The sequence below is a fragment of the Acidovorax sp. genome (assembly GCF_027492855.1).
In the GTDB taxonomy this organism is placed as follows: Bacteria; Pseudomonadota; Gammaproteobacteria; order Burkholderiales; family Burkholderiaceae_C; genus Acidovorax.
Window position 1 is genome coordinate 114,609 of sequence record NZ_JAPUDY010000008.1, and the last position, 22,602, is coordinate 137,210.

General features: G+C 63.4%; 25 protein-coding genes. 15 read left to right on the plus strand and 10 right to left on the minus strand.

The window, feature by feature from the left end; genetic code table 11:
* Positions 1-15 precede the first annotated feature (15 nt).
* The 4 genes from dapA to Q0105_RS01415 all read left to right on the plus strand — a co-directional run bounded on the left by dapA (position 16) and on the right by Q0105_RS01415 (position 4,730).
* Complete coding sequence (dapA, locus tag Q0105_RS01400; RefSeq protein WP_298207964.1) at positions 16-912, plus strand: 4-hydroxy-tetrahydrodipicolinate synthase; 897 nt, start codon at positions 16-18, stop codon at positions 910-912.
* Between the two features lie 44 nt (positions 913-956).
* Positions 957-2,051, plus strand: a complete 1,095-nt coding sequence (gene bamC, locus Q0105_RS01405) for an outer membrane protein assembly factor BamC (protein ID WP_298207966.1) — start codon at positions 957-959, stop codon at positions 2,049-2,051.
* Positions 2,052-2,144: 93 nt separating this feature from the next.
* Complete coding sequence (locus Q0105_RS01410; protein WP_298207968.1) at positions 2,145-2,930, plus strand: MBL fold metallo-hydrolase; 786 nt, start codon at positions 2,145-2,147, stop codon at positions 2,928-2,930.
* A 603-nt stretch (positions 2,931-3,533) separates the two neighbouring features.
* Positions 3,534-4,730 (plus strand): ABC transporter substrate-binding protein, encoded by a 1,197-nt coding sequence (locus tag Q0105_RS01415; protein ID WP_298207970.1) that lies wholly within the window; start codon positions 3,534-3,536, stop codon positions 4,728-4,730.
* A gap of 245 nt (positions 4,731-4,975) precedes the next feature.
* Here Q0105_RS01415 and Q0105_RS01420 read toward each other — a convergent pair whose 3' ends face one another.
* From Q0105_RS01420 to Q0105_RS01430, 3 genes are all read right to left on the minus strand, one after another.
* Entirely contained in the window at positions 4,976-5,254 is a 279-nt protein-coding gene (locus Q0105_RS01420) for a hypothetical protein (protein WP_298207972.1), read from the minus strand.
* A 260-nt stretch (positions 5,255-5,514) separates the two neighbouring features.
* The gene (locus Q0105_RS01425) at positions 5,515-6,036 is read right to left on the minus strand and encodes a hypothetical protein (RefSeq protein ID WP_298207974.1); all 522 of its coding nucleotides are present in this window, start codon (positions 6,034-6,036) and stop codon (positions 5,515-5,517) included.
* Between the two features lie 13 nt (positions 6,037-6,049).
* Positions 6,050-7,180 carry a cupin domain-containing protein gene (locus Q0105_RS01430; protein WP_298207977.1) on the minus strand — a complete coding sequence of 377 codons (1,131 nt, stop codon included), beginning with the start codon at positions 7,178-7,180 and terminating at the stop codon, positions 6,050-6,052.
* 55 nt (positions 7,181-7,235) lie between these two features.
* Between Q0105_RS01430 and Q0105_RS01435 the strand changes: the two genes are divergently transcribed.
* Positions 7,236-7,760, plus strand: a complete 525-nt coding sequence (locus tag Q0105_RS01435) for a peptidylprolyl isomerase (protein ID WP_298207978.1) — start codon at positions 7,236-7,238, stop codon at positions 7,758-7,760.
* A 75-nt stretch (positions 7,761-7,835) separates the two neighbouring features.
* On the opposite strand, the gene Q0105_RS01440 is transcribed toward Q0105_RS01435, so the two are convergent.
* The 4 genes from Q0105_RS01440 to coaBC form a co-directional block, all read right to left on the minus strand.
* A complete protein-coding gene (locus tag Q0105_RS01440; protein WP_298207980.1) occupies positions 7,836-8,339 on the minus strand; it encodes a glycine zipper 2TM domain-containing protein in 504 nt (167 codons plus the stop codon).
* 207 nt (positions 8,340-8,546) lie between these two features.
* Complete coding sequence (gene dut, locus Q0105_RS01445; RefSeq protein WP_298207982.1) at positions 8,547-8,993, minus strand: dUTP diphosphatase; 447 nt, start codon at positions 8,991-8,993, stop codon at positions 8,547-8,549.
* Between the two features lie 3 nt (positions 8,994-8,996).
* Positions 8,997-9,473, minus strand: coding sequence for a hypothetical protein (locus tag Q0105_RS01450; RefSeq protein ID WP_298207984.1), 477 nt, complete (start codon positions 9,471-9,473; stop codon positions 8,997-8,999).
* A 24-nt stretch (positions 9,474-9,497) separates the two neighbouring features.
* Positions 9,498-10,721 (minus strand): bifunctional phosphopantothenoylcysteine decarboxylase/phosphopantothenate--cysteine ligase CoaBC, encoded by a 1,224-nt coding sequence (gene coaBC, locus Q0105_RS01455; RefSeq protein WP_298207986.1) that lies wholly within the window; start codon positions 10,719-10,721, stop codon positions 9,498-9,500.
* 91 nt (positions 10,722-10,812) lie between these two features.
* Here coaBC and Q0105_RS01460 point away from each other — a divergent pair, with 91 nt between their 5' ends.
* The 7 genes from Q0105_RS01460 to Q0105_RS01490 are packed head-to-tail and all read left to right on the plus strand — an operon-like array spanning position 10,813 to position 16,508.
* Positions 10,813-12,471 carry a CTP synthase gene (locus tag Q0105_RS01460; RefSeq protein ID WP_298207988.1) on the plus strand — a complete coding sequence of 553 codons (1,659 nt, stop codon included), beginning with the start codon at positions 10,813-10,815 and terminating at the stop codon, positions 12,469-12,471.
* Between the two features lie 11 nt (positions 12,472-12,482).
* Positions 12,483-13,340, plus strand: coding sequence for a 3-deoxy-8-phosphooctulonate synthase (gene kdsA / locus Q0105_RS01465; protein WP_298207990.1), 858 nt, complete (start codon positions 12,483-12,485; stop codon positions 13,338-13,340).
* Positions 13,341-13,346: 6 nt separating this feature from the next.
* Complete coding sequence (locus Q0105_RS01470) at positions 13,347-13,637, plus strand: DUF1330 domain-containing protein (RefSeq protein ID WP_298207993.1); 291 nt, start codon at positions 13,347-13,349, stop codon at positions 13,635-13,637.
* A gap of 34 nt (positions 13,638-13,671) precedes the next feature.
* A complete protein-coding gene (locus Q0105_RS01475; RefSeq protein ID WP_298207995.1) occupies positions 13,672-14,364 on the plus strand; it encodes a hypothetical protein in 693 nt (230 codons plus the stop codon).
* A 20-nt stretch (positions 14,365-14,384) separates the two neighbouring features.
* On the plus strand, positions 14,385-15,671 hold the full coding sequence (gene eno / locus Q0105_RS01480) for a phosphopyruvate hydratase (protein WP_298207997.1): 1,287 nt from the start codon (positions 14,385-14,387) through the stop codon (positions 15,669-15,671).
* A 31-nt stretch (positions 15,672-15,702) separates the two neighbouring features.
* The gene (locus Q0105_RS01485; RefSeq protein ID WP_298207999.1) at positions 15,703-15,981 is read left to right on the plus strand and encodes a septum formation initiator family protein; all 279 of its coding nucleotides are present in this window, start codon (positions 15,703-15,705) and stop codon (positions 15,979-15,981) included.
* A gap of 47 nt (positions 15,982-16,028) precedes the next feature.
* Positions 16,029-16,508: a hypothetical protein gene (locus Q0105_RS01490; RefSeq protein WP_298208001.1), complete on the plus strand. Its 480-nt coding sequence runs from the start codon at positions 16,029-16,031 to the stop codon at positions 16,506-16,508.
* Between the two features lies 1 nt (position 16,509).
* On the opposite strand, the gene Q0105_RS01495 is transcribed toward Q0105_RS01490, so the two are convergent.
* The 3 genes from Q0105_RS01495 to Q0105_RS01505 all read right to left on the minus strand — a co-directional run bounded on the left by Q0105_RS01495 (position 16,510) and on the right by Q0105_RS01505 (position 18,895).
* The gene (locus Q0105_RS01495; protein ID WP_298208003.1) at positions 16,510-16,941 is read right to left on the minus strand and encodes a hypothetical protein; all 432 of its coding nucleotides are present in this window, start codon (positions 16,939-16,941) and stop codon (positions 16,510-16,512) included.
* Between the two features lie 388 nt (positions 16,942-17,329).
* The gene (locus Q0105_RS01500; RefSeq protein ID WP_298208005.1) at positions 17,330-18,322 is read right to left on the minus strand and encodes an Hsp33 family molecular chaperone HslO; all 993 of its coding nucleotides are present in this window, start codon (positions 18,320-18,322) and stop codon (positions 17,330-17,332) included.
* Between the two features lie 48 nt (positions 18,323-18,370).
* Positions 18,371-18,895, minus strand: a complete 525-nt coding sequence (locus Q0105_RS01505) for a gamma carbonic anhydrase family protein (RefSeq protein WP_298208007.1) — start codon at positions 18,893-18,895, stop codon at positions 18,371-18,373.
* Positions 18,896-18,998: 103 nt separating this feature from the next.
* On the opposite strand from Q0105_RS01505, the gene Q0105_RS01510 reads away from it, so the two are divergent.
* The 3 genes from Q0105_RS01510 to Q0105_RS01520 all read left to right on the plus strand — a co-directional run bounded on the left by Q0105_RS01510 (position 18,999) and on the right by Q0105_RS01520 (position 22,575).
* Positions 18,999-19,802, plus strand: a complete 804-nt coding sequence (locus tag Q0105_RS01510; RefSeq protein ID WP_298208009.1) for a ferritin-like domain-containing protein — start codon at positions 18,999-19,001, stop codon at positions 19,800-19,802.
* Positions 19,803-19,924: 122 nt separating this feature from the next.
* Positions 19,925-21,193 (plus strand): HDOD domain-containing protein, encoded by a 1,269-nt coding sequence (locus tag Q0105_RS01515; RefSeq protein ID WP_298208011.1) that lies wholly within the window; start codon positions 19,925-19,927, stop codon positions 21,191-21,193.
* A 101-nt stretch (positions 21,194-21,294) separates the two neighbouring features.
* A complete protein-coding gene (locus Q0105_RS01520; protein WP_298208013.1) occupies positions 21,295-22,575 on the plus strand; it encodes an HDOD domain-containing protein in 1,281 nt (426 codons plus the stop codon).
* The last annotated feature ends 27 nt before the right edge of the window (positions 22,576-22,602 follow it).

The window sequence follows — 22,602 nt, forward strand, 5'->3', positions numbered from 1 at the left end:
TTTATCACTGCGGACATGACCTCTTCTTCCGTGCCCCTTACCGGCAGCATCGTCGCCCTCGTCACCCCCATGCACGAGGACGGTAGCGTGGACTACCCCGCCCTGCGCAAACTGATCGACTGGCATATCGCCGAAGGCACCGACTGCATCGGCGTGGTGGGCACCACGGGCGAGTCGCCCACGGTCAACGTCGAAGAACACTGCGAGATCATCCGCGTGGCGGTCGAGCAATCGGCCAAGCGCGTGCCCATCATGGCCGGCTGCGGCGCCAACTCCACGGCCGAGGCCATCGAGCTGGCCAAGTTCGCGCGCGGCGTGGGGGCTGACAGCCAGCTCCAGGTCGTGCCCTACTACAACAAGCCCACACAAGAGGGCCAGTACCAACACTTCAAGGCCATTGCGGAAGCCACGGGCGACCTGCCCGTCGTGCTCTACAACGTGCCCGGCCGCTCAGTGGCCGATATGCAGCACGACACCGTGCTGCGCCTGGCCCAGGTGCCCGGCGTGATCGGCATCAAAGAAGCCACCGGCAACATCGAACGCGCCCAATGGCTCATCCGCGACGTGCCCAAGGGCTTCGCCGTGTACTCGGGCGATGACCCGACCGCCATCGCCTTGATGCTGTGCGGCGGCCACGGCAACATCAGCGTGACGGCCAACGTGGCCCCGCGCCTGATGCATGAGCTGTGCGTGGCCGCCCTGGCGGGTGATACCCGCCGCGCCATGGACATCCAGTTCCAACTGATGCCCGTGCACAAAAACCTGTTCGTCGAAGCCAACCCCATCCCGGTCAAGTGGGCCATGGCCCGCATGGGCCTGTGTGGCGGCACCATGCGCCTGCCCATGACACCGCTGTCCAGCGGCAATGAAGCCATCGTCGAATCCGCGCTGCGCACCAGCGGCCTGATCTAATCCGGGCCGCGCCCGGCTCCCTGAGACACTTCGAGGATTTCCGCGTGAAAGCTGCTACCACCCGCCTGAGCCTGTTGGCCCTCGCCATGGCCCTGTCTGCCTGCTCCACCCTGGAAGGCGACAAGATCGACTACAAGAGCGCCGCCAAGGGCTCGACCCTGGAAGTCCCTCCGGACCTGACCCAACTCTCGCGCGACTCCCGCTACACCGTCCCTGGGGGCACCGTTTCGGCCGCCGCCATGCAGGCCGGCCAGGCGGCCCAGCCGTCGAGCACGGCCAATGCCGCTGCCGTGCAACTGGGCGACGTGCGCATCGAGCGCGACGGCAACCAGCGCTGGCTGGTGGTCAACCGCCCCGCCGACAAACTGTGGGAGCCCGTGCGCGACTTCTGGCAGGAAAACGGATTCAACCTGGCCCAGGCCGAGGTCAACGTGGGCATCATGGAAACCGACTGGGCCGAGAACCGCGCCAAACTGCCGCAGGACTTCATCCGTGCCACCGTCGGCAAGCTCCTGGATTCGCTGTACTCCACCGGTGAGCGCGACAAGTTCCGCACCCGCCTGGAGCGCAATGCCAATGGCGGCACCGAGATCTACATCACCCACCGCGGGCTGATCGAGGTTTACGGCAATGTGTCCAAGGACAGCACGGTCTGGCAACCCCGCCCCTCCGACCCCGAGCTGGAAACCGAATTCCTGCGCCGCCTCATGGTCAAGCTGGGCGTGAGCCAGGAGCAATCCAAGGCCATCGCCGCCGTCCCCGCCCCACGCGCGCAAACGGCCCGCATGGCCACGGTCAACAACGTGCCCGTGGTCCAGATCGACGAGGGCTTTGACCGCGCATGGCGCCGCGTAGGCCTGGCGCTGGACCGCACCGGCTTCACGGTGGAAGACCGCAACCGCAACGAAGGCACCTACTTTGTGCGCTACGTGGCCCCCAATACCGACAAGAAGGAGCCTGGTTTCTTCGGCAAGCTGTTCAACAGCTCTGCGGCCGCAACGCCACCGCTGAAGTACCGCATCGTCGTGCGCAGCGAAGGCCAGTCCACCACGGTATCGGTGCTCAACGAAGCCGGAGCCCCCGAAGCATCGGCCAACGCCGAACGCATCGTGCGCGTGATCACCGACGACCTGAAGTAACAGCCAAAGAGAACAGGCAAAACGCCAGCACACCACCCTGCCCAGGGCTCCAAGCCCCCGGCAGGGTGTGTTTTTTCCGGCTGCCACCATTCCATGCTGCGCTTCAAGAATCTGGGCAGTGGCAGCACGGGCAACGCCACCATCGTCGAAGGCCGCAGCGGCACACAGGTGCACCGACTGCTGATCGACTGTGGCTTCGGCGTCCGCCAACTGCAAGCCCGGCTGGCTAAGGCCGAGCTACAGCCCGAAGACCTCGACGCCGTCTTCATCACCCACGAGCATTCCGACCACATCGGCTGCGCACAGGCGCTGGCGGTGCGCTACCGCATCCCTGTGTGGATGAGCGAAGGCACCCATGCCGCCCTGGGCGCCCCTGATTTTGACGGGCTGCTGCGCATGGCGCACGACATGCAAGGCATTGATCTGGGCACCTTCCAGGCACTGCCCTTCACGGTGCCGCACGATGCACGAGAGCCCCTGCAACTGCGGTGTTCCGATGGGGCGGCCCACCTGGCCGTCCTGACTGACCTCGGGCATGCCAGCACCCATGTGTTGCAACAACTGCATGGCTGCCACGCGCTCATGATCGAGGCCAATCACGACCCCAACATGCTGCAGGCCTCACGCTACCCGCCATTTCTCAAACGCCGGGTCGCAGGCCCTTATGGTCACCTCGCCAATGCAGCCACGGCAGAGATTCTGCGGGCCGTGCAGCACGCAGGCCTGCGGCATGTGGTGGCAGCGCACCTGAGCGCCAGGAACAACACCCCGAGCCTGGCGCAACAGGCCCTGGCAGACGCACTGGGGTGGGCATTAGAGGCCATCGCCGTGGCCGATCCAGTCCATGGCACGAACTGGCAACGTGTGAACGGGCACTGACTCGGATATTTTTTCGCGCTTGTCTGCAGAGATGCCAGATTGCGTATGAGGCCTGCGCCAAGGCCGCGCGCAGCCTTGATGTCAGACCGGGGCACAGCCCGGTCCACCCAACTATCTGCAACGCGCCAATGCCTTTGCGATGCAAGCGCGCGACCCGCTTGCACCTCTCTCACGCAACGTCCCGCGAATACCCAAGTGCCCCTTCTTTTCTCATGATTTTCGAAATCATGCAAGCCACAAGAATTCACGAATCAATCCTCCAGCGTCGATAGGATTCCCTTGCCGCTGTTCCTTGCGCGTACGCAATGAACGGTGGATGGAGAACCCCGTACACCTCTTGCCGAGAGATTCCAGTCTTATGAGCGACGTCATTTTGGAGACCACAAGTCAAACCAAAAAAAGCAGGGGCTTGACTGCCTTGAGCGCCATACAGCTGCTGGCTGAGGTGGCGTTGAACATCTGCCCCAGGGCAGTCAGCACGCTGGACATCGCAGCCACACCGCTCATACCCAATGGGTTGCCGTGCGACTAGGGCGGGCCTATCCAGTCGGCAATGTTCGTTTTCCTTCGTTTTCTTTCACGACACCCTCAGGAGACAAACCCATGAAGAAACAACTCAAAGCACTGGCGCTGATGCTGGGCGCCGCGGGCCTGGCCACCTCGGCTGCGCACGCACAGGACAAACTCAAGATCGGGTTCATCACCGACATGTCCAGCCTGTATGCCGACGTAGAAGGCAAAAACGGCGCCGTGGCCATTCAGATGGCCATTGACGATTTCGGCGGCAAAGTGCTGGGCATGCCCATCGAACTGCTCACCGCTGACCATCAAAACAAGGCCGACATTGCAGCCTCGAAGGCCCGCGAGTGGATCGACACCCAAGGGGTGACCCTGCTGTTTGGCGGCTCCAACTCCGGCACGGCGCTGGCGTCTGTGAAGGTGGCTGCCGAGAAGAAGCGCATCTACATCAACAATGCAGCAGCCAGCTCGGCATTGACCAACGAGCAATGCACGCCCTACACCGTGCACTACGCCTACGATACCGTCGCACTGGCCAAGGGCACGGGCTCGGCGGTTGTGGATACCGGCGGCAAAAGCTGGTACTTCCTGACTGCAGACTACGCCTTCGGCCACGCCCTCGAAGCCGACACCAGTGCAGTGGTCAAGGCCAAGGGCGGCACCGTGTTGGGCTCCGTGCGCCATCCGCTGAATGCGTCTGACTTCTCGTCCTTCCTGTTGCAGGCACAAAGCTCCAAGGCACAGGTGCTGGGTCTGGCCACCGCCGGTGGTGACACCATCAACGCCATCAAGGCCGCCAAGGAATTCGGCATCAACAAGAGCATGAGGGTCACCGGCCTGCTGGTCTTCATCACCGACGTGCACAGCCTGGGCCTGCGCAGCACCGAAGGCCTTCAGTTCACCACCAGCTGGTACTGGGATCTGAATGACGAAACCCGCAAGTTCGCGGCCCGCTTCTTCGAGAAGACCAAGCGCATGCCTTCCGAAATTCAGGCGGCTGACTACTCCGCCGCCATGAACTACCTCAAGGCCGTGGAAGCCGCCAAGACGGTGGACGCCGACAAGGTCATGGCCACCTGGCGCGGCATGAAGATGGACGACTTCTTCGGTTCGGGCCAGATCCGCGCCGACGGCCGTTACGTGCACGACATGTACTTGATGGAAGTGAAGAAGCCTTCCGAATCCACCAAGCCTTGGGACTACTACAAGCTCGTCAAGAAGCTGCCCGGCGACCAGGTGTTCACCACCAAAGCCGAGAGCAAGTGCGCGCTCTGGAAGTAATTTCCTCTCCCTGAATCACCGCCCGTCGTGGTCAGTCTTTTGGGACTCCACGATGGGGCGAGCGTGAAACTCATTGGAGTGCAGCGCGGGGTGCTACGCGCTGTTGCACCTGCCCGCATGGGCTGACGCCCTTGCGCAGAGTGCAAGCTTCTCCCTTACCGGATGCACCATGAAAAAAGCCCCGACCTTGCGGTACGGGGCCTTGGCATGGGCCGGCTGAACACCGACCCAGGGCGTGCAGCAAATTACTTGGCCGCGGAAGCAGCGCCGGTAGCGGCTGCGGCAGCTGCGTCAGCAGCAGCCTTGGCGGCGTCAACAACTGGAGCGGCAGCGTCAGCAGCAGGCGCGGCGGCGGGAGCCGTTGCGTCGGAGGCAGTAGGAGCGGCGGGTTCTGCAGGAGCGGGGGCTGCGGCAGGGGCTTCCACAGGTGCGGGAGCTGGTGCTGGAGCGGGTTCTTCCTTCTTGCCACAAGCGGCGAGTGCAGCAGCAGCGATCAGGGCGGCCAGAACGAGAGAGTTCTTCATTTCGATTTTCCTATTTGGAGAGACAACAGAATCTTGAAAAGCCACGGCGTCAGGCTTACCGAAGCCCAGATACGCATTGGCACAATGCACTTGGTTTGCACCTGTTTTTGGCGCAACTGCGGATTATATTGATATTTAGTCAATACTGACTAACACTGACGAAAGCTTTACACCTGCTTGCTTTGCGCAAAGCGTGCAATGACATGTTGCTCATGCCACACAGGCGAACACAGGCGCGCAGACAGCGAACAGGTGAGCAGCTACAGGCCCAGCGTGGTCGAGGGAAAACCGGGCGTGCTTTTGCTGCGCACCCATTCATCGAGCGATTCACGCAGCAGCACCCTGCGATCGGGCTCGCTGCCCGTCACCCCCACGCAGCGCTCCGGATCCAGCCGGTGCATCACCCATTGGGGTGACCAAAACGCGCTGGGCAGGTCCAGCGGGTCGGCCGACGGGCTGCGGCGGCAGGTGATGATGTGGTCCCAGGTGCCACGCCAACGCACAAACCGCGCGTGTCGTCGAATCACATCGTCATAGCTGCAAGCCAGCATAGTGAGCCGTCGGCCACTGCGGGCCCAGTCCTGCAACGCCTCGGCCACAGCGCGCTCACCCAGCGGCCAATCATGGAAATGGGCGTCGCTGATGAATATCTCCTGCCACCCGTCTCTGGCAGCCGTGGCAAAAGCATCACGCACCATCTGCTGAAACACTTCCCGACCGCTAAAACGTCCGGTGGGCAAACTGCGCAACGGTTCGGCAGGGGCGGCGGCCAGGTCAGTCATCACGGTCTCCTGATCAGCCCCGGTCTGCCCATACATGGGCCCAGCCCGCGTCGCACCACGAGGAAAGCAACTCCAGCGCATCGTCGCTGGCGCGGGCCAGCTCGCGCGCTGTCAGTTGGCGCTCGTCGGCCAGGCGCCGCATCAGAGTGGCGTCGCGCCCTGATGCTCGATAACTTTCGCCGTTGATGAAGATGTGTTGCGCGTCATACATCATGCGGCTCTTGCGGTCCAGGCGCACGCCCTCCAGCATCACCCCGGCATCGCCAGGCGCGAACCACACGTTCGACTTGGGCTCGGTGAGGTATTCACCCAGTGCACGCTCCAGCACCAGGGGTTGCGCCAGCGCACGGGCGAGTGCTTCGCGGGCAAAGCCGTGCAGCTTTGCAGGAATAGCGGCCGGGTGCGCCACCGCCTCCTGGCCAGCGTCGCGGTACAGCAAGGGCTTGTCGTCATCGCCCGCGTCTTCCGCCAGACGCACCAGTAGCTCTTGTGCCAGCTCCGCGCGCGACGGAACCTTGAAGCCGATGGAATACGTCATGCACTCGCCTTCGGCGATCCCGTCGTGGGCATAGCCCGGCGGCAAGTACAACATGTCGCCCGGCTCCAGCACATGCTCTTCTTCAGGCTCGAACTGCGCCAGCACCTTCAGAGGAATATCGTCGCGCAGCGTCAGGTCTTTCTGGCGGCCGATGCGCCAGCGCCGCTTGCCATGGGCCTGCAGCAAAAAGACATCGTAACTGTCGAAATGTGGCCCCACACCGCCGCCGTTGGTGGCGTAGCTGATCATGAGATCGTCCAGCCGGGCCTCGGGCACAAAACGGAACTGCTGCATCAGCGCATGCACGGCGTCGTTGTGCAGGTCCACGCCCTGTACCAGCAAGGTCCAGTCCGGCTGCTGCAACGCGGGCAGCGCACGGCGGCTGAAAGGCCCGTGGCGCAGTTTCCACGCACCTTTGACCAACTGCACCAGCCGCGACTCCACCCCCTCCTCAGCCGCCAGCGCAAACAGCTCGGATCGCAACACGGGCGGCGCAAACTGCGGGATGGCCTGGCGCACCAGCAGGGGTTTCTTCTGCCAGTGGCGGCGCATGAATTGCGCGGGGGTTAGGCCGCCGAGCAGGGTAAGGGGTTGCTGGGTATCCATGAGAAAAAACTTTGCCCGTTTGCAGGGCTGTTGGTCGAACTGCGACAATTCTCCTATGGAAATTACTGAACAATGTGTGGTTGCTTTGACCTGGGTCTTGAAAGACACGCTGGGCGAGGAGCTTGACGTGCTCGACGAGCCCGTGGAATTCCTGGTCGGTGGCGATGATCTCCTGCCCCGCATCGAGGAGGCCCTGCAGGGCCACGGCCCCGGCGCCACGCTGGCGCTGCACCTGGAGCCCGAGGATGCCTTTGGCGACTTCAACGACCAATTGCTGTTTCTGGAGCCGCGCACGCTGTTCCCCGCAGAAATCGAAGAGGGTATGACGTTTGACGGCATGGCCTTGCCCGAAGGCTGCAACCCGGACGCCCCGCGCACCGCCCTGTACACCGTGGCCGAGATCTACCCCGAGCATGTGGTGCTGGACGGGAACCACCCGCTGGCGGGCATCGCGCTGCGCCTGCAACTGACGGTGCAGGCCGTGCGCGAAGCCACCGAGGAAGAAATTGGCCGTGGCACAGCCGGCACCGGTTTCTTTCGCGTGCAGCCCCAGGCGCCCGGCAACTCGCTGCTGCACTGAGCCTTCAACGCAAAAACGGGCGCTCTGACCAAAATCAGAGCGCCCGCACAAGCCGTCGCAGCGCGGCTATTCAGGTCACAGCCGCGAAATCTGGCCGTTGTACAGGCGCACACGGTCGCCAATGCGCAAATCGCCAGGGCTGCTCACGTCGTACACGCGGTAGCCGCCGTGGTCCAATTGAATGGACAGGCGATAGCCCTGCTCATATTCGTGGTTATTGCGCCCCTCGATGGCATTGCCTGCCACGGCGCCGCCGATGGCGCCCACCGCCGTGGCGGCAACACGGCCCGAGCCCTTGCCCACCTGGTTGCCCAGAACCCCACCGACCACCGCGCCCAACACGGCGCCAGCACCTGACGTGCGCCCCTCGGAGCGTCCTTGCAGTACTTCGATGTTGGACACGCGGCCGTACTCCGTCCCTGCCGGGCTGTTGGGGTAAGCGGGCGCCGTCTGGTATCCACCGGAATAGCCCCCGGAATACTGTGGCGCTGGCGCCGACCGGTTGTGGCCGCATGCGGCCAAGGAACCAGCCAGAACCACAACGCCAGCTACGGCAAAAGCACGGGTGAATCGCTGCATTTTCAATCTCCTGAAGTCATGAGAGCTGGCCACAAGGACCAGTTTGAAGGGAGAGCACCAGGCGGGCAGGAACGCGCCTCAGTACCTGTACCTTGATTGGAACAACGCGCAAGGGTGCAGCCGCGTAGACACACTGGCCAACACCGTGCCGGTAACAATCCCGCAGAACGGTAAGCGCCGTCTTACAAACTGGCCCCACGCTCCACTTCAGGCCTTGCCTGTCGAGCCGTACCCGCCCTCACCCCGCTCCGTGGCTGCAAACTCGGTAACAACATTGAACTGCGCCTGCACCACCGGCACGATGACCAATTGGGCCAGGCGCTCCATGGGCTCCAGCGTGAAGGCCACGCCGCTGCGGTTCCAGGCGCTCACCATGAGCTGGCCTTGGTAGTCGCTGTCGATCAGGCCCACCAGGTTGCCCAACACAATGCCGTGTTTGTGGCCCAGGCCCGAGCGCGGCAGGATCAGCGCGGCGTAGCCCGGGTCCTTGATGAAAACCGAAATACCGGTGGGCACCAATTGCCATGCATTGGGCTGCAAGGTCAAAGGTGCATCGAGGCAGGCCCGCAGGTCCAGGCCCGCGCTACCCGGTGTGGCATAGGTCGGCAACTGATCCGCCATGCGCGCATCCAGAATCTTGACGTCAATCTTCATCACTTAGTTCTTCTTTCTCTCTGTGTTGCGCTGCTGGCCCGCTGGCCGCAGCCGCTCTTGAATGGATTCCGCCCCCGTGCGGGCAGCGGCTCCTGGCATCTGGAGGACCTTGGGTGCCGTATTCAGCAACCACCCAAGCACCCACCACACCATTCCAACGAATACCAAGCCACCAATGGAGCCCCGCCCCCACAGAGCCAAGGCCACGCCCTGCAGCCCCATCAAAACCAGCAACACGACGCGTACGATGCGCAAACCACCCATCCATGGGGCCAAAACTTGCCCCAGATCAGGCGGCAGCGCCTGCTGCCCCTTCGCCACCGGCCTGTTCTGTGCGGTGCGCGGCGGGACTGCGGCCTCCAACAAAGCGGCAGAGGGAGCAGCACGCACGGGCTTGGGCGCTGTCAAGCGTTCTACATAGCTTGCAAAATCTCCGTTGGGCGGAGTGTCCCATTCGGGCTTGATGGAACCAGGATTCATAGCACCTCCCCTCAACGACAGACGTCAGGAACGCGCGGGCGGCAAACGTGCGGCAATCTCTGCCACAAGCTGTTGGGCCAGCACCCGCTTGGACGCACGGGGCAATTCGCGGTGCCCCTGAGCATCCACCAGCAGCAGGGCATTGTCGTCCTGCCCGAAGGTGGCCGGGCCGATATTGCCCACCAGCAGTGGCACACCTTTGCGCGCGCGTTTGGCCGTGGCGTGGGCCAGCAAATCATGGCTCTCGGCCGCAAACCCCACGCAGAACAGATCGCCCTGCAAGGCATGCGGCGACCGGGCCACCGTGGCCAGAATGTCAGGGTTCTCCACGAAGTCCAGGGTCGGCGTCTGGCCCGAGCCGTCCTTCTTGATCTTCTGGGAGGATTGGCTGGCGGGCCGCCAATCGGCCACGGCAGCCGTGGCGATGAACACCGAAGCCGCCTGCACATGCCGCTCCACCGCCGTCAACATCTCTTGGGCTGACTGCACATCCACACGGCGCACCCCGCGCGGGGTGGGTACATGCACGGGCCCCGCCACCAAGGTGACATCGGCACCGGCTTCGCGGGCTGCACGGGCAATAGCAAAACCCATTTTTCCGCTCGACAGATTGGTGATGCCCCGAACGGGGTCGATGGCCTCGAAGGTCGGCCCCGCCGTCACCAGCACCTTGCGCCCCGCCAGGGCCTTGGGCGCAAAGAAGGCAATCAGTTCTTCCAGCAGTTCCGCAGGCTCCAGCATGCGGCCATCACCCGTTTCGCCACAGGCTTGGTCGCCGTTGCCCACACCCAGCACCACGGCGCCATCTTGCGCCACCTGGACCAGGTTGCGCCGGGTGGCGGGATGGGCCCACATTTCGCGGTTCATGGCGGGCGCCAGCAGCAAAGGCACCTGCTGCGCAGGGCGGGCCAGGCACAACAGGCTGAGCAGTTCGTCCGCCCGCCCCTGCACCAGACGCGCAATGAAATCGGCGCTACAGGGTGCGATCAGGACCACATCGGCCTCACGGCTCAGGTTGATGTGGGGCATGTTGTTGGGCTCGCGAGCGTCCCATTGCGAGCCATACACCGGTCGGCCGGACAAGGCCTGCATGGTGACCGGCGTGATGAATCGCTCGGCCGCCTCGGTCATCACCACCTGCACGGTGGCGCCCTCTTTGATGAGCTGGCGGCATAGGTCGGCCGCCTTGTAGCAAGCCACGCCCCCGCTCAGACCCAGAACAATGTGTTTGCCAGCAAGCTCATTCATGGGGCGAATTTAGCAGACGGGGGTGACCCCGCCGGCCGGGGTATCTCCGGGGTGCCATCTATAATCCCAATTTCCCACCACCAAAAAAGACATGACCAAATTTGTCTTCGTCACCGGCGGTGTGGTGTCTTCCCTCGGTAAGGGAATCGCCTCAGCCTCCCTTGCCGCGATCCTCGAATCGCGGGGACTCAAAGTCACCCTCATCAAGCTTGACCCCTACATCAACGTAGATCCGGGCACCATGTCGCCGTTCCAGCACGGCGAGGTTTTTGTGACCGACGACGGCGCAGAAACCGACCTCGACCTGGGCCACTATGAGCGTTTCATCGAAACGCGCATGAAAAAAACCAACAACTTCACCACGGGCAAGATTTACCAGTCCGTGCTGGAGAAGGAACGCCGCGGCGACTACCTGGGCAAGACCGTGCAGGTCATTCCCCACGTCACCAACGAAATCCAGGAATTCATCAAGCGCGGCGCCGGTATCGGCACGCCCGATGCCGTGGATGTGGCCATTGTCGAAATCGGCGGCACGGTGGGTGACATCGAGTCGCTGCCCTTCCTCGAAGCCGTGCGCCAGATGAGCCTGCGCATGGGCCCGAACAACGCGGCCTTTGTGCACCTGACCTACCTGCCCTGGATTGCGGCAGCGGGCGAGCTCAAAACCAAGCCCACCCAGCACACCGTGCAGAAGCTGCGCGAAATCGGCATTCAGGCCGACGCCCTGCTGTGCCGCGCCGACCGCCGCATTCCCGAAGAAGAACGCGCCAAGATCTCGCTATTCACCAACGTTCCCGAATGGGGCGTGATCAGCATGTGGGACGTGGACACCATCTACAAGGTGCCCCGCATGCTGCACGAGCAGGGCCTCGATGGCCTGATCTGCGACAAGCTGCGCCTGAACACGCCCCCCACCAGCCTCAAGCGCTGGGACGACCTGGTGTATGAAACCGAGCACCCGCAAGGCGAAGTCACCATCGCCATGGTGGGCAAGTATGTGGATCTGTCGGACAGCTACAAATCGGTGAACGAAGCGCTGCGCCACGCGGGCATGCGCAACCATGTGCGCGTGAAGATCGACCATGTCGACTCCGAAACCATCGACAGCGCCGATGCGGTGGCCAAGCTGGCCCAATACGACGCCATTCTGGTGCCCGGTGGGTTCGGTGCGCGCGGCGTGGAAGGCAAAATCGCCACCGCCCAGTTTGCCCGCGAGCGCAAGGTGCCCTACCTGGGCATCTGCTTAGGCATGCAGGTGGCCACCATCGAATACGCGCGCCACGTAGCGGGCCTGGCCAACGCCAACAGCACCGAGTTCGACGCCACCACGCCCCACCCCGTGATCGCGCTGATCACCGAGTGGAAGGATGCCGATGGCACCATCAAGAAGCGCGACGAGAACTCCGACCTGGGCGGCACCATGCGCCTGGGCGCCCAAAGCTCCGACGTGTCGGCCAACACCCTGGCCCATGGCATCTATGGCGACGTGGTGACCGAGCGCCACCGCCACCGCTACGAAGCCAACGTGAACTACCTGGACCAGTTGCGCAAGGCAGGCCTTGTGATCTCGGCGCTGACGCAACGCGAGCAGCTCACCGAAATCGTGGAGCTGCCACACAACGTGCACCCCTGGTTCATCGGCGTACAGTTCCACCCCGAGTTCAAGTCCACGCCCTGGGACGGCCACCCGCTGTTCAACGCCTTCATCAAGGCGGCGGTTGAACACAAGCAGCAAGCGGCGAAAGCCTGAGGAGCCACTCCATGCAACTGTGCGGATTCAACGCCGGCCTCGACCAACGCTTCTTTCTGATCGCGGGCACCTGCTCCATCGAAGGCTTGCAGATATCGCTCGACGTGGCAGGCCAGCTCAAGGAGACCTGCACCGCCTTGGGCATTTCGCTGATCTACAAGGGCTCGTTCGACAAGGCCAACCGTTCATCCGGCACCAGCCAGCGCGGCGTGGGGCTGGATGCGGGCCTCAAGATCCTTGATGAAGTGCGCCGCCAGTTGCAATTACCCATCCTGACCGACGTGCACGACACCTCGCACATCGCCGAGGTGGCCAGCGTGGTGGACGTACTGCAAACGCCCGCCTTCCTGTGCCGCCAGACGGATTTCATCCGCGCCGTGGCGCAGTCGGGCAAGCCGGTGAACATCAAAAAGGGCCAGTTCCTCGCACCCTGGGACATGAAGAATGTCATCGACAAGGCCCGCGCTGCCGCGCAGGAAGTCGGTCTTTCGGAAGACCGCTTTCTGGCCTGCGAGCGCGGTGTGAGCTTTGGCTACAACAACCTTGTGGCCGATATGACCAGCCTGGCCGAGATGCGCAACTCTGGCGCCCCGGTGGTGTTTGACGTGACCCACTCGGTGCAAAAGCCCGGCGGCCTGGGCGCCGTGAGCGGCGGCGCGCGCGACATGGTGCCTGTGCTGGCCCGTGCTGGCGTGGCCGTAGGCGTGGCGGGCCTGTTCATGGAAACCCATCCCAAGCCCGCCGAGGCGTGGTCGGACGGACCCAATGCCGTGCCACTCAAGCACATGAAGGCGTTGCTCGAAACGCTGGTGGCGCTCGACGACATCACCAAGAAAAACGGTTTTCTCGAAAACAACTTTGGAGCCTGAGACATCATGAGCAGTGGTTACGTCATCGCATCCGTCACCGTCACCAACCCCACGCAGTACGAGGAGTACCGCAAGTGGAGCACGCTGGCCATGCAGGCCCATGGCGCCGAAGTGTGCGTGCGCGGCGGCAAGGTCGAAGTGCTGGAGGGCGACTGGAATCCCGGCCGCACCGTGATCCTGAAGTTCCCGAGCTTCGAGGCCGCGCGGGCCTTCTACGACACACCCGAATACCAGAAAGCCAAGGCAGCCCGCGAAGGCGCGGCTGTCATGCGCATGGTGTGCGTGGAAGGCGTTTAGTTGAACGCCTGTTAAAACTACAAAGGAGAATTGAATGCCGCGCTTTCAACGCCTCTCGCCTCTACTCATAACAGTTGCGACAGCTCTTACTCTCATCGGTTGCGGTGGCGGCAACGACACTCCGACGTCTAGCGAATTGAGCAAGGAACTCTGTTTCGACAACAGTGTTTACGCCCTTGGTGCTTCCTACAAACTAAACTTCAAGGAAGGTGCAGGGAACCTTGTTGTTTCCGGTTCCGTACTTTCGACCAATGCCAATTTCAACGGAGCCTCCAATCTGATTGAGTTTCTGACACGAACGGAGACTACGGTGACCAGCAGTGTCACTCAATATCTGAAACCGTTGGCCCCAGGAATCGCGGCCCTTTATGGAACCAAAGCCGCTCTGGGAGCCGTCTCGTTTATTACCACGACTTACGGCTCGCCTTATGAAGATCGACGCGCGGAACTGGCCGTGGGCCAAACACGCACGTTCGTTGGCCAAGGAATACGCGACGACATGTTTCGCCCAGGACCTGTGACTTTTACGCAGGAGAATCAAATCAAATTCGTTGGGGTGGAACGCATCACAATGCCCGCCGGTACCTTTACAGCGTGCCGCTATGAGGTCAACGGCACAACCGAATGGTGGCATCGCAGCCTAGTGATACGTCGCGATTTCAACAATGGTGAACCCAGAGTTCTGCAATCAGGTGAACTCAACGGCACACCTCTCAAAAATCAATAAACCTTGGAGAATGAATTTATATGAGTGCAATCGTTGACATCGTAGGCCGCGAAGTACTGGACAGCCGCGGCAACCCCACCGTCGAATGCGACGTGCTGCTGGAATCGGGCGTGATGGGCCGCGCCGCCGTGCCCTCGGGTGCCTCCACCGGCAGCCGCGAAGCCATTGAAATGCGCGATGGCGACAAGAGCCGCTACCTGGGCAAGGGCGTGCTCAAGGCTGTTGAGCACATCAACACCGAGATCAGCGAAGCCGTGCTGGGCCTGGACGCATCCGAGCAGGCCTTCCTCGACAAGACCCTGATCGACCTCGATGGCACTGAGAACAAGAGCCGCCTGGGCGCCAATGCCATGCTGGCCGTCTCCATGGCCGTGGCCCGCGCTGCCGCCGAAGAGTCCGGCCTGCCGCTGTACCGCTACCTGGGTGGCATGGGCAGCGTGCAACTGCCCGTGCCCATGATGAACGTGATCAACGGCGGCGCACATGCCAACAACAGCCTTGATCTGCAGGAGTTCATGATCATCCCCGTGGGCGCGCCCACGTTCCGCGAAGCCGTGCGCTGGGGCGCCGAAGTGTTCCACGCACTCAAGAAGATCCTCCACGACAAGGGCATGAGCACCGCCGTGGGCGACGAAGGTGGCTTTGCCCCCAGCGTCGAGAACCACGAAGCGGCCATCCGCCTCATCCTGCAGGCCATTGAAGCCGCAGGCTACACGGCAGGCGAGCAGATCGCCCTGGGCCTCGATTGCGCCGCCAGCGAGTTCTACAAGGACGGCATGTACGTGCTGGAAGGCGAAGGCGGCCTCAAGCTCACCGCCCAGCAGTGGACCGACATGCTGGCTGCCTGGGTGGACAAGTACCCCATCATCAGCATCGAAGACGGCATGCACGAAGGCGACTGGGACGGCTGGAAGCACCTGACCGAACGCCTGGGCGACAAGGTGCAGCTGGTGGGTGACGACCTGTTCGTGACCAACACCAAGATCCTGAAGGAAGGCATCGACAAGCGCATCGCCAACTCGATCCTCATCAAGATCAACCAGATCGGCACGCTGACCGAAACCTTCGCCGCCATCGAGATGGCCAAGCGCGCTGGCTACACCGCCGTGATCTCGCACCGCTCGGGCGAAACCGAGGACAGCACGATTGCCGACATCGCTGTGGGCACCAACGCTGGCCAGATCAAGACCGGCTCGCTGTCGCGCTCGGACCGCATCGCCAAGTACAACCAACTGCTGCGCATCGAAGAAGATCTGGGTGAAATCGCTCAGTACCCCGGCCGCGCGGCGTTCTACAACCTGCGCTGATCCCGCTACCCTGGCCTGAGCGAGCCCTGCCTTGGCTTCCCGCATCGTCCCCATCATCTTGCTGGCCTTGCTGGGGACGTTGCACGCCCAGCTCTGGCTGGGGCGGGGTAGTGTGCCGCGTGTCAACGAGATGCAGCGGCAGATCGACCTGCAAAAGGCGGCCAATGACCAGGCGCGCCAGAGCAATGCACGCCTGACCTCCGAGGTGCACGACCTCAAGGAGGGGCTCGATATGGTGGAAGAAAAAGCACGCAGCGAGCTGGGCATGGTCAGGCCCAACGAGGTGTACGTGCAGTTCACCCCGCGCTGACCGACCGGCGGCGCGAGGGCTCCGGCCCGCGCTGCCCTGTTTTTTCTGTGCCTACCCCACCCTTGATCGCCTTGCTGGGAGCCCCTTACACGGGCATCCCGGAGTTGGTGCTGGCGTTGCGACAGCGCATTGCCCCAGGCTCGGCGCAGATCGAGGAGGCCCTGCCTGATGAGCCTCTATCCGCCACACTCACACTGCTGATGGGACTGGACCTGCCCTGCCCCGCCGAGGAACGCACCGCACAGGAAGCCTTCGACGCGCGGCTGCGTGCAACGCTGGAGCGCGCGGGTGTGCCGTACCAGGTGGTGTATGGCCAGGGCGAGAGGCGTATCGCCAACGCATTGAATGCTATAAAAAATATAGCTATTAGCGAACAACCAATAAGCGCTAGCGCCGTATTTGATATGGAAAATCGTCCTCCAACCACGCGCCTGCGCGCCTGGGACTGCGAAAAATGCAGTGATCCCGAATGCGAGCACCGCCTCTTCACCAGCCTGGTGAGCCACCGGTCGGCGCGTTCGGACTGACCTAGCGCCCTTTTTTGGCGAGTGAACGCACCAGCCCGCGCTGCAGCTCCTTGAGCAACCACACCACCTGGCTGGAGCCATGGCGGTACCTGCCGTTGAGCACCTGCACCGCCCGGTCCCATTCGCCTTGCTGGGCCAGCTCCACCAGAACGGCCGCCTGCTCGTGAAAATACTGGTAACGCGCCATCAGTACCGGAAAGACGGGCTGATCACCCAGCACCTCACCCCCCTCACCATGCAACCAGCGACCCACCACGCTATGGTCGGTACGGCGGACCAGGGCCGGGTCCAGCCCCACGGTGCTTCGGCCCTCCAGGTAGTCCATGAGCCGGTCTTTCCAGCGCTCATGGGCGTTGATGGCCGCATCGATGTCCAGGGTCGCAATCACGCTGTCGCCACGGCGCGCATCCATCGCCGCGGTGCTTTCGAACAACAGTTGTGAAGGCCTAGCAAGCGCGCCTTCACGTTGGGCGCCCAGAATGCGGCGTAAAAACTCCATGACACTCTCTGACCAGATTCTTGCGACTCGGTGCCGCTGCCACGGCGCACAGTGCGCCCCTGCCCCGCGCTGCGGCCGGAGCCGAAACCGCGCAAAGGCCAACGAATCTTAGGCAGAGAGAAGCGGGCTGAGTGTTAACGATGGTCAGCCGCACCAGGATTTCACAAGTGCTGCGGCTTATTACATTTTCAAACCATGGGCGCCCAGATGCGAAGCCGCAGGCAGTGCTGCAACACGTGCAGCGCGGCAAGGCAAAGCAAAGCAAAGCAATAACGACGAGGATGCTTGAGAAATGGAGCAAGAGCGTGTTGTAGTAACGCTCTTACTGAATCCCCGTGGGCCCCGGCGGCTGGCTGGCGGCAGGGGCGACAAAAATCTGCGCCGCATCCACCGCATCAAACCGGTATTGCTGGCCGCAGAACTCGCAGCCCACCTCGATGTCGTCGCGCTCGGCCAGGATGCTCTCGGCTTCTTCGACGCCCAGGTTGCGCAGCATGTTGCTCACACGCTCGCGGCTGCAGGTGCAGGCAAAACGCGGGCCGCTGGCGCCCTGCTGCGGCGCAAAACGCAGCAGCTTTTCCTCCCAGAACAAACGGCGCAGGATGGTGTCCACGTCCAGGGTCAGCAGCTCTTCACGCGTCAGGCTGGCGGCCAGGTGGGCGATGCGGTTGTAGTCCTCGTTGTGGCCGATCTGGTCTTCGTTCTCGCGGTGCGTGAGGCCCGAAGCCAGGTTGCCCTCGCCCTTGATGGGCATGCGCTGGATCAAGAGGCCCGCAGCCACCTGCTCGTTCGCGCCCAGCACCAGGATGGTGTCGAGCTGCTCGGACTGCAGCATGTAGTGCTGCAGCACGTCCGACAGGCGCTCGAGCTTTTCGTGGTGGTCACCGTGCAGCGGCACCACACCCTGGTAGGGCTGCTGGCCGGGGTGGCGGTCCTTGGGGTCGAGCGTGATGGCGCAGCGGCCACCGCCGCCCACGTTGACCATCTGCGACAACAGCGCGCCCTCGGGCACCTCGCCATTGATGGAGGCCGTGGCGCGCAGGCTCAGGTCAGACTGCACCTCGGCCACGGCCAGCTTGACCGGGCCGTCGCCAAACACCTGCAGCACCAGCGCGCCGTTGAACTTGATGTTGGACTGCATGAGCACGCCAGCCGCCGCCATCTCGCCCAGCAGCTCGCTCACGGGGGCCGGGTAGGCGCCGGTGGCCGTGTTGCCCGCGCGGCGGCGCAGGATCTCGGTCCAGGCATCGGTCAAGCGCACGATCATGCCGCGCACGGGCAGGCCATCAAAAAGAAACTTGTGGAGTTCAGACACGCAGGGATTCCAGGATAAATAAGGTGGCAGGCAGCAGCAATGCCGCGCTCAGCCGATCTTGCGCAAGCCGCTTCGGAAACGGCGCGCGTTGTCGATGTAGTGTTGGGCGCTTTGGCGCAGGCCTTCGATCTGCTCGGGGGTCAGCTCGCGCACCGCCTTGGCGGGGCTGCCGATGATCATGGAGCCATCGGGAAACTCCTTGCCCTCGGTGACCAACGCGCCCGCGCCCACCAGGCAGTTTTTGCCGATTTTGGCGCCGTTGAGTACCACAGCGCCGATGCCGATCAGCGATTCGTCGCCGATGGTGCAGCCGTGCAGCATGACCTGGTGGCCCACCGTCACGCGCTCGCCCACCACCAGGGGCTTGCCGAAGTCGGCATGCAGCACGCTGGCGTCCTGGATGTTGGAGCCCGCGCCGATGGTGATGCTCTCGGTATCGCCCCGAACCACGGTGCCAAACCACACGCTGGCGTCTTCGCCCAGCACCACGTTGCCCATCACCTGCGCGCTGTCTGCCACCCAGGCCGAAGCCGGTACCTGGGGCGCCACGCCGTCGAGTTCGTAAATCGCCATGTCAAAGTCTCCGTGGGGGCAGGCATCGGGGCCTGCGTTTTGGAATGTGGGAAGCGCCAGTCGATGGCGCGGCGCAGAGAAAGCAAGGCCTAGAATTGTAAGGATGGAGCTTCGCCAACGTGCATTGCAGGTCTTGTGCCTTGCAGACCCTGAACAAAAAGCGGCTGCAGCTCTTGATTTACAAGCGCAAGCAGCTACGCTTTTAATAGCAAACGATACCCCGGCACTGCCCGACAGCGCCAGCGACCTGCCCGGCCGCCCCGCACGGCCGGAACTGCGGCGCCACACCGACATGGCCCGGCGCTCGCCCGCCACCCCCGAGGGCCGCGCCGTGCTCATCCACGCCATTGCGCACATCGAGTTCAACGCCATCAACCTCGCGCTCGACGCCGTTTGGCGCTTTGGCGGCATGCCGCAGGCTTATTACCTCGACTGGATGCTGGTGGCCGCCGAGGAAGCGCGGCATTTCCGGCTGCTGCGCAACCACCTGCGCAGCCAGGGCCATGACTACGGCGACTTTCCGGCCCACCAGGGCCTGTGGACGATGTGCGAGAAGACCAGCCACGACATCCTGGCTCGCATGGCCCTGGTGCCGCGCACGCTGGAGGCGCGTGGGCTGGACGCCACGCCGCAGATCCAGGCCAAGCTGCGCCAGGTGGGTACGCCCGACGCGCTGGCCGCCGTGGACATCCTGGACACCATCCTGCGCGACGAGGTCGGCCACGTGGCCATCGGCAACCACTGGTACCGCTGGCTGTGCGAGCGCGCGGGGCATGACCCGGAAACCCACTACGGCACCCTGGTCACCCAATACGAAGCGCCGCGCCTGAAACCGCCGTTCAACGAAGCCGCCCGCCGCAAGGCCGGGTTCACCGACAACGAACTGCGCTGGCTCCAGCAACTCTGAGCTTCTGGTTACAGCGCGCCCGGCAGCGGCTCCTACAATCCGCCGCGCTGGTTGCCACAGACCACGGCAGCCCATTGCAGACTGCCGCTGACACGGGCGCCTCTTTCTTCCATACTCTCACCATGACTTCATCCACCACCCCCGAGGCCCCCCTCACGCCCCCGCCTTCCAGCAACCAGTCGTCGGTCGCCATGATTGCGCGGCAGGCGATCGTGAACGCGCAGCAGGTGGTGGTCGGCTACGAGCTGTTCAACCGCTCGCGCAGCGGCGCGGCGCACACGGCGGCCACCGACGTGATCCTGGTTTTCACGGCGCTCTCGCACGCGGGCACCGAGGAGCTGGTGGGCAAAAAGCTCATCTTCGTCAATTGCACCCACGAAAGCCTCTCAGGCGGCCACCTGGAGCTGGTGGACCCCGAAAAGATGGTGCTGGAGATCCCGCCCCTGGGCCACACGGCCGCCGAAGAGGTCGCTACCCGCATGCCCATCCTGGCCGGACTGCGCGAGAGGGGTTTTCACCTGGCGTTCAACCACACGGTGCTGCAATCGGCCTACGCGCCCTGGCTGCCGCTGGCCGACTACATCAAGCTCGACCTGTCGGTGCTGGCGCCAGACCAGTTGGCCGTGCTCATCAGCTACGCCGGGCGCAACTCCCAGGCCGAGCTGATTGCAGAGAAGGTCGAAACCGCCCAGCAGTACGACATGGTGTCCAGCCAGGGTGTGCAACTGTTCCAGGGCTACTGGTTCGCCCGCCCCGCGCTGGTCGAGACCAAGCTGCTCACACCCACGCAGGCCAGCATCATTGAGCTCATCAACCAGGTGCGCAAACAGGCCAGCACCGACGACATCGAGGAAACCCTCAAGAAGGACGCTGGCCTGGCCTTCAACCTGATGCGCCTTATCAACTCGGCCGGTTTTGGCCTCAAACGCGAGGTCACGTCCTTCCGCCAGGCTGTGATGCTCATGGGCCTCAAAAAGCTGTTCCGCTGGGCGGCGCTGCTGCTCACCGCCGCACGCTCGGGGGGCACGCCGTCCTCCGTGGGCCAGACCGCCGTGGAGCGGGGGCGCCTCATGGAGCTGCTGGCCCTGCAAACCCTGCCGCCCGAAGACGCCGACCAGGCCTTCGTGGTGGGCATCTTCTCGCTGCTTGATGTGATGCTTTCCATGCCCATGGAGTCGGCCATCGGCCTGCTCAACGTGCCCGAGCCCGTGGCGGCGGCACTGCTGCGGCGCGAGGGCTTCCTGGGCGATCTGCTCACCCTGGCCGAAGCCTGCGAATCCAGCGACGACGCGGTGTTCGACCGCACGGCCAACCTGCTGCACCTGACCAGCCAGCAAATCAACCTGGCGCACCTGCAAGCGCTCGCCTGGGCCGACCATATGGTCGACTGACCAGTAAACAAAGTGCGCGACAGGGCTTGCGGGTCTAGAATCAAGACGAAAACCAAGACAAAAATCAAGGCAGCGCCTAGCCCGTCACTATAGAAGACCTCATGTCGATCACACCTGAACAAGCCTCCACCGAAGCGACATCCCCTGCGGTGGACCCCGTCGACGAAAACCTCGCCATCATCGCTCGCCAGGCCATCGTGGACGAGAACCGTGCCGTCTATGGCTACGAATTGTTCGACCGCTCCACCGCCTCTGACTCGCACACCGCCGCCAGCGACGCCGCGCTGCTGTTCAATGCCCTCTCCTACGCTGGCACCGAAGCCCTGGTGGGCAAAAAAACCGTCTTCATCAACTGCACGCATGACAGCCTCTCGGGCGGCCACCTGGAGCTGATCCACCCCGACAAGGTGGTGCTGGAAGTCCCGCCCCTGCCCGAAAGCGCCACACAAGCGGAGATCGAAGGCCGCATTCCCACACTCGAAGCCCTGCGCGCGCGTGGTTTCCGCCTGGCGTTCGACCAACAGGCGCTGCGCCGGTCCTACACCAGCTGGCTGCCGCTGGCCGCCTTCGTCAAGCTGGACATGCTGGCCTTCAAGCCCGAACTGGCAGCGCCGCTGGTCAAATTTGCCACCACACACAGCAAGGCCACGCTGGTCGCTGAAAAAGTGGAAACCGCCGAACAGTACGAACAGATGCGCGATCTGGGCGTGAAGCTGTTCCAGGGCTACTGGTTCGCCCACCCCGCGCTGGTCAAGGCCACCACCATCCGCCCCTCGCAGGCCACCATCATCCAGCTCATCAACCTGGTGCGCAAACAGGCCAGCACGGCCGAGATCGAAGACCTGCTCAAGAAAGACCCCACGCTGTCTTTCAACCTGCTGCGTTTCATCAACTCATCGGGGTTCGGCCTGTCGTGCGAGATCACCTCGTTCCGCCACGCGGTGATGATCCTGGGCCTGAAAAAGCTGTTCCGCTGGGCAGCCCTTTTGATGACCACCTCGCGCGCCGGTGGTGCGCCACCGGCCGTGGGCCAGACCGCCGTGGTGCGCGGCCGCCTGATGGAGCTGCTGGCCGCCGAGCTGCTGCCGCCCGAAGAATGCGACAACGCCTTTGTGGTGGGCGTGTTCTCGCTGCTGGACACCATGCTGGGTGTGCCGCTCGAAAAAGCCCTCGACTCCGTGGCCCTGCCCGAACCCGTGATGGACGCCCTGCTGCGCCGCACCGGCGTGTTCGCGCCCTTCCTGGAGCTGACCATTGCCTGCGAAAGCGGCGACGAAGTGGCCTTTGCCAAAAACGCCGATGCGCTGCACCTGTCCAACCGCCAGGTCAACTGGGCCCACCTGCAAGCCCTGACCTGGGCAGAAACTCTGAACGAAGGGTAATCGCAGCCCCGCGTTCACCCGCCCCAC

What these genes read in the sequence shown, in the direction of transcription:
- Q0105_RS01510 (WP_298208009.1), top strand. Translation starts at nt 18,999, where the DNA reads ATGGAGCTTCGCCAACGTGCATTGCAGGTCTTGTGCCTTGCAGACCCT.
- eno (WP_298207997.1), top strand. Translation starts at nt 14,385, where the DNA reads ATGAGTGCAATCGTTGACATCGTAGGCCGCGAAGTACTGGACAGCCGC.
- Q0105_RS01515 (WP_298208011.1), top strand. Translation starts at nt 19,925, where the DNA reads ATGACTTCATCCACCACCCCCGAGGCCCCCCTCACGCCCCCGCCTTCC.
- Q0105_RS01425 (WP_298207974.1), bottom strand. Translation starts at nt 6,036, where the DNA reads ATGACTGACCTGGCCGCCGCCCCTGCCGAACCGTTGCGCAGTTTGCCC.
- dut (WP_298207982.1), bottom strand. Translation starts at nt 8,993, where the DNA reads ATGAAGATTGACGTCAAGATTCTGGATGCGCGCATGGCGGATCAGTTG.
- kdsA (WP_298207990.1), top strand. Translation starts at nt 12,483, where the DNA reads ATGCAACTGTGCGGATTCAACGCCGGCCTCGACCAACGCTTCTTTCTG.
- Q0105_RS01475 (WP_298207995.1), top strand. Translation starts at nt 13,672, where the DNA reads ATGCCGCGCTTTCAACGCCTCTCGCCTCTACTCATAACAGTTGCGACA.
- Q0105_RS01520 (WP_298208013.1), top strand. Translation starts at nt 21,295, where the DNA reads ATGTCGATCACACCTGAACAAGCCTCCACCGAAGCGACATCCCCTGCG.
- Q0105_RS01450 (WP_298207984.1), bottom strand. Translation starts at nt 9,473, where the DNA reads ATGAATCCTGGTTCCATCAAGCCCGAATGGGACACTCCGCCCAACGGA.
- dapA (WP_298207964.1), top strand. Translation starts at nt 16, where the DNA reads ATGACCTCTTCTTCCGTGCCCCTTACCGGCAGCATCGTCGCCCTCGTC.
- Q0105_RS01415 (WP_298207970.1), top strand. Translation starts at nt 3,534, where the DNA reads ATGAAGAAACAACTCAAAGCACTGGCGCTGATGCTGGGCGCCGCGGGC.
- Q0105_RS01435 (WP_298207978.1), top strand. Translation starts at nt 7,236, where the DNA reads ATGGAAATTACTGAACAATGTGTGGTTGCTTTGACCTGGGTCTTGAAA.
- Q0105_RS01420 (WP_298207972.1), bottom strand. Translation starts at nt 5,254, where the DNA reads ATGAAGAACTCTCTCGTTCTGGCCGCCCTGATCGCTGCTGCTGCACTC.
- Q0105_RS01460 (WP_298207988.1), top strand. Translation starts at nt 10,813, where the DNA reads ATGACCAAATTTGTCTTCGTCACCGGCGGTGTGGTGTCTTCCCTCGGT.
- Q0105_RS01470 (WP_298207993.1), top strand. Translation starts at nt 13,347, where the DNA reads ATGAGCAGTGGTTACGTCATCGCATCCGTCACCGTCACCAACCCCACG.
- Q0105_RS01505 (WP_298208007.1), bottom strand. Translation starts at nt 18,895, where the DNA reads ATGGCGATTTACGAACTCGACGGCGTGGCGCCCCAGGTACCGGCTTCG.
- Q0105_RS01440 (WP_298207980.1), bottom strand. Translation starts at nt 8,339, where the DNA reads ATGCAGCGATTCACCCGTGCTTTTGCCGTAGCTGGCGTTGTGGTTCTG.
- coaBC (WP_298207986.1), bottom strand. Translation starts at nt 10,721, where the DNA reads ATGAATGAGCTTGCTGGCAAACACATTGTTCTGGGTCTGAGCGGGGGC.
- Q0105_RS01430 (WP_298207977.1), bottom strand. Translation starts at nt 7,180, where the DNA reads ATGGATACCCAGCAACCCCTTACCCTGCTCGGCGGCCTAACCCCCGCG.
- Q0105_RS01410 (WP_298207968.1), top strand. Translation starts at nt 2,145, where the DNA reads ATGCTGCGCTTCAAGAATCTGGGCAGTGGCAGCACGGGCAACGCCACC.